Raw genomic sequence first — 6,994 nt, 5'->3', positions numbered from 1 at the left:
AGATCGCCGGCGCCCTCGGGGCCGCGCTGTTCGGCTACACGCTGATGTCGAAGAAAGCCGCAGCCTGATAGCCTGCCTGCGGCAGCCGGTACTTTGCCGGCTGCCAGCGGGACCTGACCAGAAGGAAATATTATGAACCCCCACGCTCACATTCGTTCGCTGCCCCCCAAGGGGGCGCATGCCTCCCTCGGGGCGGCCCTGCGGGAGGCAAAGACATGATCGCCAATTACGGTTACAAGGATGGCTCCGGTGAGTACTACATCAGCATCGACACCGACAAGTGCATCGGCTGCACCGCCGCACGTGCCTGTCTGACCGCGTGTCCGAAGCAGATGTTCGAAATCATCACCGACGACTACGACGACGAGGTGGCCTGGATCAAGAAGCCCAACTGCCGCACCCTGTCCTACGACTGCGCCGATTGCAAGCCTTCGGGCGGCTACAGCAGCCTGCCCTGCATCACGGCCTGCACGCCGGGTGCGATCAAGCATTCGTGGTGAGCGAGGTGATTCCCATGGCTGAACCAACACGGCGTGTGATTCCCATCGCGCAGTCCAAGGCGGTCAACCCCGAGGACGCATTGCTCAGGGACGGCTGGGTGCGCCAGACCATCATCGGCGAGCCGCGCCTGTCCGAGATCGTGCAGAACTACAAAGCCATGGGCTTCGAGGTCCATGTCGAGGAGTTCAAGACCGAGGGCGAAAGCGGCTGCAACACCTGTTTCGATGCGGGTCAGGGAATGGGCTTCATGTATGGCACGGTCTATGTTCGCAAGCGTAGCGAACCGGCCGGCGAAGACGAATTGTTCTAAGAATTGACGGCGCCAGTGGCGCTGCCGACACCACAAGGAGGAAAGAAATGGCTGATCAGAAACGAATCATGCGCGTGTTGCGCCAAGGGGACCTGGACGCCATCGTGGCCATCGACGCATTCGCTTCGAAGGAACCGCGACAGGAATACTACGAGCGCAAGATTGCCGGCATCCTGAACAAGAACGCCAACATCAATGCCTCGATCGTCTGCGAAATCGACGGCAAGGTGGTCGGCTTCGTCATGGGCTATGTCTTCTTCGGCGAATTCGGCATTACCGATGCGACCTCGACCATCGATACCCTGGGCGTGCATCCGGATTTCCGCAAGCACGGCGTCGCCGCCGAAATGCTCGACACCTTCATGATGAACATGAAGGCGGCCGGGGTGAAGAAGGTCTATACGCTGGTGAACTGGGACGATTTCGCCCTCGAAAAATTCTTCTCGGCGAACAAGTTCGTGCCGTCGAAGCGCATCAATCTCGAGTGCGTGCTTCCCTGAGAGCCTGACGGCACTCCGACGGGTCATGTGGATCGATACCCATTGTCACAGCAAGTACTCCTATGACAACTGGCTTGAGCCGCTTGACCTGATCCGGCGCGCCAAGGCCCTTGGACTCGATGGCGTGTGCATCACCGAGCACTATTCCTACGAGGCCTCGGAGCCGGTCGAACGAATCGGCCGCGAGGAGGGCCTGCTGGTCCTGCGCGGCGTGGAAATCGCCACCGACCGGGGGCACCTGCTGGCCTACGGCGTTGTCGATGACGGCTGGAACATCTGGAATCGCGACAGCTATCTGCCGCTCGAGGAAGTGATCGAACACATCAACGACCTCGGCGGCATTTGTGCGCCGGCGCATCCGTTTCGCAATGTCGGGCTTTCGAGCCTGCTGGAAGGACTGCTGGACTTGAGGGATATCGCCGCGGTGGAATCGCACAATGGCGTCAACGCCGAAAGCGACAACGACCTGGCGATCCGGGCCAGCGCACATCTGGGCCTGCCGACGCTGGGCGGCAGCGATTGCCACAAAGTGGTGGCGGTAGGGCGTTGTGCGACGGAGTTTTCGCAGCCGGTAACGGATATGGCGAGTTTTATCGCCGCGGTAAAGGCGGGCGCCTGTCGTGGCGCCTACTACCAGCCCTACCAGGCGGCCTGAGCGCGGCAGTTTGAAATGTAGGCGCGGGGCCGGTGATGGCCGCGCGAGCCAGTCGATAGACGCATCGAGGAGGAATACATGCAGGCCGTACAGACGTCCGAGATCAGGTGGTACAAGACCCGCCAGGCGCCCGCTGCCGGCGCTTTCGCTGCCGATGCCGGGGCGATGGTCAGTCTCACCATAGACGGCAAGGCGGTCGAGGCGCCCGAGGGCGTGTCGCTGCTGTCCGCCGCGAGCGCCGCCGGCATCTACATTCCGGCCCTCTGCGCCCATCCCGATCTGCCGCCCAGCGCCCAGCGCGGCGGCGGCGCCAGCGCCAGCGGTTGCAATCTCTGTGTGGTCGAGATCGCCGGCATGAGCGGCATGCGCACCTCGTGTTCGATCGCGGTCGAGGCCGGCATGGTCGTCACCACGACTTCGCCCGCCATCGACAAGCTGCGCAAGGACGGCATCGCCAAGACCCTCGGCACGCACCCCCACGTCTGCCTGACCTGCCCGCAGCGCGACGGCTGCAGCCGTACCACTTGTTCCTTCGGCAACCCCGTCGAGCAGCGCTGCTGCTCGATCTTCAACAGCTGCGAATTGCGCAAGGTGGCCGACCACATCGGCATTCCGCCGACGACGCCGAATTACAAGCACGTGCAGCTGCCGGTGATCAAGAACGAACCCTTCTACGACCGCGACTACAACCTCTGCATCGACTGCCGGCGCTGCCTGGTGGCCTGCAACGACGTGCGCGGCGTCGGCTGCCTCGAAGTCAAGAACACCGACGGCCGCAGCTGGGTCGGCACCATCGCGGACACGCTGCTCGAATCCGGCTGCAAGTTCTGCAGCGCCTGCGTCACCGTGTGCCCGACCGGCGCGCTGATGGATCGCACGCTGGACGTCGCGCGCGTGGAAGAGACGCAGGTGCCGTGCAAGGCGACCTGTCCGGCCGGCATCGACGTGCCGCGCTACGTGCAACTGGTGGGCCTCGGCAGGTACGGCGAAGCCGTCGCCGTGGTGCGCGAAAAACTGCCTTTCCCGGGCATACTCGGCCGCGCCTGTTTCAGCCCCTGCGAAACCGCCTGCCGGCGCAAGGATCTCGACGATCCGCTGTCGATCCGCAGCCTCAAGCGCATTGCGGCCGACAACGATACCGGTTTGTGGCGCCAGCATTCGATCCAGCTGCCGCCTTCCGGCAAGAAGGCCGCGGTGGTCGGTGCCGGCCCCGGCGGACTCACCGCTGCCTATTACCTGGCCAAGAAAGGTCACGCCGTCACCGTGTTCGACGCCTTGCCCGCCGCCGGCGGCATGGTCCGCTACGGCATTCCGTCGTATCGCGTGCCGCTGGACGTGATCGACCAGGAAGTGGCGGAAGTCGAAAAGCTCGGCGTCGAATTCCGCTTCAACACCCGCATCGAGAACATCGACGAACTGTTGGCGCAGGGTTTCGATAGCGTCTTCCTCGGCATCGGTGCGCAGAACGGCGATGCGCTCGGCATCCCCGGCGACACGCTGCCCAATGTGATCGACAGCCCCAACTTCCTGCGCGCCGTGACCACGGGCAAGGTCGGGAAAGTTGCCGCTGGCGATCCGGCGATCGTGATCGGCAAGCGCGTCGCGGTGATCGGCGGCGGCAACGTCGCCACCGACAATGCGCGTTCCGCGCGGCGCCTGGGCGCCGAAGTGGTGGATATGGTGTATCGCCGCACCCGCGGGGAAATGCCGGCGCGCGACGACGAGGTCCAGGGTTGCATCGACGAAAAGGTCAATCTGCGTTTCCTGCTGGCGCCGAAGAAAATCGAACTCAACGACAGCGGCAGCTCGCGGCTGAAGGTCACCTACGTCAGGATGGAACTCGGCGAGCCCGATGCCTCGGGGCGTCGCCGTCCGCTGGAAATTGCCGGCAGCGAGTTTACCGAGGACGTCGACCTGGTGATCGGCGCGATCGGCCAGCGGCCCGAGGAGTTTCCCGCCTACGCCGTGCAGGTATCGAAAAACGGCCGCGTGCAGGTGCGCGAGGACAGCATGCTGACCAGCCGTCCCGGCGTTTATGCCGGCGGCGACTGCGTGCTCGGCCCCTCGTCGCTGATCGAGTCGGTGGCGCAGGGCCGCAAGGCCGCCGCGGCGATGGATGCCTATCTAGGCGGCGACGGCAACATCGAGGAAACGCTGCTGCCGGACTGGGATACCGATCCTCATATCGGCCGCGAGGATGGCTTCAATACCCGCAAGCGCCTGCATCCGATCTTCATCGATCCCGAACAGCGCGACAATTGGAACGAGGTCGAGCTCGGCTTCGACGCAGCGACCGCGCGCGCCGAGGCCCTGCGTTGCCTCAAGTGCAACCTCGCGGCGAAGATCGAGGACATGGTGCTGCCGCCGGAAGCCTGGCTGGAACTGAATGCAGCCAACGTCGCCGGCGTGCAGATCGAATCGGGCGTGTATCAGTTGCTCGACGCCGACAAAAAGGTGCTGGTCATCAAGGGTGTCGAGAACCTGCGCGAAGGCCTCGAAGCCATGCTCGACAAGGCCGACATCGCCAGGTATTTCGTCTGGGAGGACGCGCCCTTCTTCAGCCAGCGCGAGAACCAGATCGTGCAGGCCTACATGCAGCAGTACGGCGGCATGCCGCCGGGCGTCGGCGCGGACGAAATGGACGATCTTTTTTAGTGTGGCGCTTGCGAAATATTAGTTCCACTTGTAGGGCGGACTTCAGTCCGCCATGGCCGGCTGAAGCCGGCCCTACAGTGGTTCAACATTTCCGAAGCAGCCACTAGTTTGCGGCTAACAAAAAAAGGAAAACATACATGGCAGATTTCAAATTCATCTCCTACGAGGACCAGGGCGAGGTACTGCGCCTGGCCATCAACCGGCCGCCCTACAACGTGCTCGACATCGCCACCATGGAGGAGATGAATGCCGCGCTCGACCTGGCGATGGAAAACACCACGGCCAAGGTCCTGGTCATCACCGGCAACGGCGACAAGACCTTCTCCTCCGGCGTCGACGTGGTCGATCACACGCCGGACAAGGTGGTGAAGATGATCGAGGTTTTTCACGGCATCCTGAAGCGCCTGATGCAGGTGTCGATACCCACCGTGGCTGCCGTCAATGGCGCGGCGCTGGGCGGCGGCTGTGAACTGGCGATCGCCTGCGACATGGTGGTGGCCTCGGAAAACGCCAAGCTCGGCCAGCCGGAAATCAAGCTCGGCGTGTTTCCGCCGATCGCCGCGATCCTGCTGCCGCGCCAGATCCCGATGACCAAGGTGATGGAACTGCTGCTCGGCGGCGGCATCATCGATGCCAAAGAAGCTCATCGCCTCGGCCTGGTGAACACCGTGTTTCCGAAAGAGACTTTCGCGGCCGACACGGCGAAGTTTCTCGAACAGTTCACCTCGCTCTCGCGCGTGGCGCTGATCCATACCAAGAAGGCGGTCAAGGAAGCGGCGACGCGGCCTTTCTACGAAGCCCTGTTCCATATCGAACAGCATTACCTCAAGGACCTGATGGCCACCGAGGATGCCAAGGAAGGTTTGAACTCGTTCATCGAGAAACGCAAGCCGGTGTGGAAGAACAAGTGAGGCAGACCCATTAGCCACAGAGGACACAGAGGACACAGAGAAAGGCGCAAAACCAGCTTTGTTTCCAGGTTTTTCTCTGTGACCTCTGTGAACTCTGTGACCTCTGTGGCCAAAAACGATTTTTAGATTTCCGTGAGGGAGACAAGAATGATTCCAAGCACCATCAAAACATGGCAGATGACCGTACCGGGGACGCTGACCAAAACCGAAATCCCGGTGCCGCAACTGCAGCCGGGCGAGGTCCTGGTCGAGGTCAAGGGCTGCGGCGTCTGCCACACCGACCTGTCCTACTTCTACATGGGCGTGCGTACCGAGCAGCCGCCCCCGCTGTCGCTGGGCCACGAGATTTCGGGCGTGGTCGTCGCTGGTGAAGCCAATCTCATAGGCAAGGAAGTCATCATTCCCGCCGTGCTTCCCTGCAACAAGTGCGAACTGTGCAAGACCGGCCGCGGCAACCGTTGCCTGGCGCAAAAGATGCCCGGCAATTCGATGGGCATCTATGGCGGCTTCTCCAGCCATATTCCGGTGCCGGCCGCCGACCTCTGCATCGTCGGCAATCGCGGCAAGGTGCCGCTGGAGCACCTCTCGGTGATCGCCGATGCCGTCACCACGCCTTACCAGGCGGCGCGGCGCGCGCGCCTCGCGGCCGGCGACAGGGTCATCGTCATCGGCGCGGCCGGCGGCGTCGGCAGCTTCATGACCCAGGTGGCCAAGGGCATGGGCGCCGGCACGGTGATCGGCATCGATATCAACGAGGAAAAGCTGGAGTTCATGAAGGGCTACGGCGCCGACTTCACCATCAACCCGAAGGGCAAGACACCCAAGGAAGTGAAGGAAATCTTCAAGGCCTATTGCAAGGAAAAGGGCATCCCCTCGAACTACGGCTGGAAGATTTTCGAGGTCACCGGCACCAAGCCGGGCCAGGAACTGGCCCTGTCCCTGCTGTCCTTCACCGGCCTGCTGATGGTGGTTGGCTACGGCACCGACGAGACCAGCTACATGCTGTCCAAGCTGATGGCCTTCGATGCCGAACTGATCGGCACCTGGGGCTGCCCGCCCGAGTTCTACCCGCAGGTGCTGGAGATGTGCCTCGACGGGCGCATCGAGCTCGGACCTTTCGTCGAGACCCGACCCATGAGCCAGATCGAGCAGGTGTTCGACGAGGCGCACCACGGCAAGCTCAAGCGGCGCGTGATTTTGACCCCGGATTTTTGAGAACCGATTGAAAACCTATTTGGCCACAGAGATCACAGAGGACTCAGAGAAAACCACTTCACAGCCTTTCTCTGTGAACTCTGTGTCCTCTGTGGCTGATTTCGGTTTTGTTTGATAATTACTAGGAGAAACAACATGGCATTGGAATGGCTACGCAGGGAAAACGATCTCAAGGATCATCAGCTCATCGACAACTCGCACTTCGGCAGCGCATCGCCCGATGCTGCGCCGACGGTGATCTACGAAG

Annotated in this window: 7 protein-coding genes; all 7 read left to right on the top strand. The window is 62.2% G+C overall.

All coding sequences use genetic code 11. The features are described 5' to 3' along the window. Window positions 1–215 precede the first annotated feature (215 nt). The 7 genes from RMO95_RS16640 (at window position 216) to had (ending at window position 6,747) form a co-directional block, all read left to right on the top strand. Entirely contained in the window at window positions 216–500 is a 285-nt protein-coding gene (locus RMO95_RS16640) for a hypothetical protein (RefSeq protein ID WP_310451774.1), read from the top strand. Between the two features lie 14 nt (window positions 501–514). Continuing rightward, window positions 515–811, top strand: coding sequence for a hypothetical protein (locus RMO95_RS16635; RefSeq protein WP_310451773.1), 297 nt, complete (start codon window positions 515–517; stop codon window positions 809–811). Window positions 812–858: 47 nt separating this feature from the next. Further along, complete coding sequence (locus tag RMO95_RS16630) at window positions 859–1,311, top strand: GNAT family N-acetyltransferase (RefSeq protein WP_310451772.1); 453 nt, start codon at window positions 859–861, stop codon at window positions 1,309–1,311. A 25-nt stretch (window positions 1,312–1,336) separates the two neighbouring features. Further along, a complete protein-coding gene (locus tag RMO95_RS16625; protein WP_310451771.1) occupies window positions 1,337–1,966 on the top strand; it encodes a PHP domain-containing protein in 630 nt (209 codons plus the stop codon). Window positions 1,967–2,044: 78 nt separating this feature from the next. Next, entirely contained in the window at window positions 2,045–4,621 is a 2,577-nt protein-coding gene (locus RMO95_RS16620) for an FAD-dependent oxidoreductase (RefSeq protein WP_310451770.1), read from the top strand. Between the two features lie 137 nt (window positions 4,622–4,758). Continuing rightward, entirely contained in the window at window positions 4,759–5,532 is a 774-nt protein-coding gene (locus RMO95_RS16615; protein WP_310451769.1) for an enoyl-CoA hydratase/isomerase family protein, read from the top strand. A 147-nt stretch (window positions 5,533–5,679) separates the two neighbouring features. After that, window positions 5,680–6,747 carry a 6-hydroxycyclohex-1-ene-1-carbonyl-CoA dehydrogenase gene (gene had, locus RMO95_RS16610; RefSeq protein WP_310451768.1) on the top strand — a complete coding sequence of 356 codons (1,068 nt, stop codon included), beginning with the start codon at window positions 5,680–5,682 and terminating at the stop codon, window positions 6,745–6,747. Window positions 6,748–6,994: the final 247 nt, after the last annotated feature.

It is taken from the genome of Sulfuritalea sp. (genome assembly GCF_031426875.1).
Taxonomy (GTDB): Bacteria; Pseudomonadota; Gammaproteobacteria; order Burkholderiales; family Rhodocyclaceae; genus Sulfuritalea.
The sequence above is the reverse complement of the archived record's forward strand: the minus strand, read 5'-3'. Positions and strand labels throughout refer to the sequence as shown.

What these genes read in the sequence shown, in the direction of transcription:
- RMO95_RS16640 (WP_310451774.1), top strand. Translation starts at nt 216, where the DNA reads ATGATCGCCAATTACGGTTACAAGGATGGCTCCGGTGAGTACTACATC.
- RMO95_RS16635 (WP_310451773.1), top strand. Translation starts at nt 515, where the DNA reads ATGGCTGAACCAACACGGCGTGTGATTCCCATCGCGCAGTCCAAGGCG.
- RMO95_RS16630 (WP_310451772.1), top strand. Translation starts at nt 859, where the DNA reads ATGGCTGATCAGAAACGAATCATGCGCGTGTTGCGCCAAGGGGACCTG.
- RMO95_RS16625 (WP_310451771.1), top strand. Translation starts at nt 1,337, where the DNA reads ATGTGGATCGATACCCATTGTCACAGCAAGTACTCCTATGACAACTGG.
- RMO95_RS16620 (WP_310451770.1), top strand. Translation starts at nt 2,045, where the DNA reads ATGCAGGCCGTACAGACGTCCGAGATCAGGTGGTACAAGACCCGCCAG.
- RMO95_RS16615 (WP_310451769.1), top strand. Translation starts at nt 4,759, where the DNA reads ATGGCAGATTTCAAATTCATCTCCTACGAGGACCAGGGCGAGGTACTG.
- had (WP_310451768.1), top strand. Translation starts at nt 5,680, where the DNA reads ATGATTCCAAGCACCATCAAAACATGGCAGATGACCGTACCGGGGACG.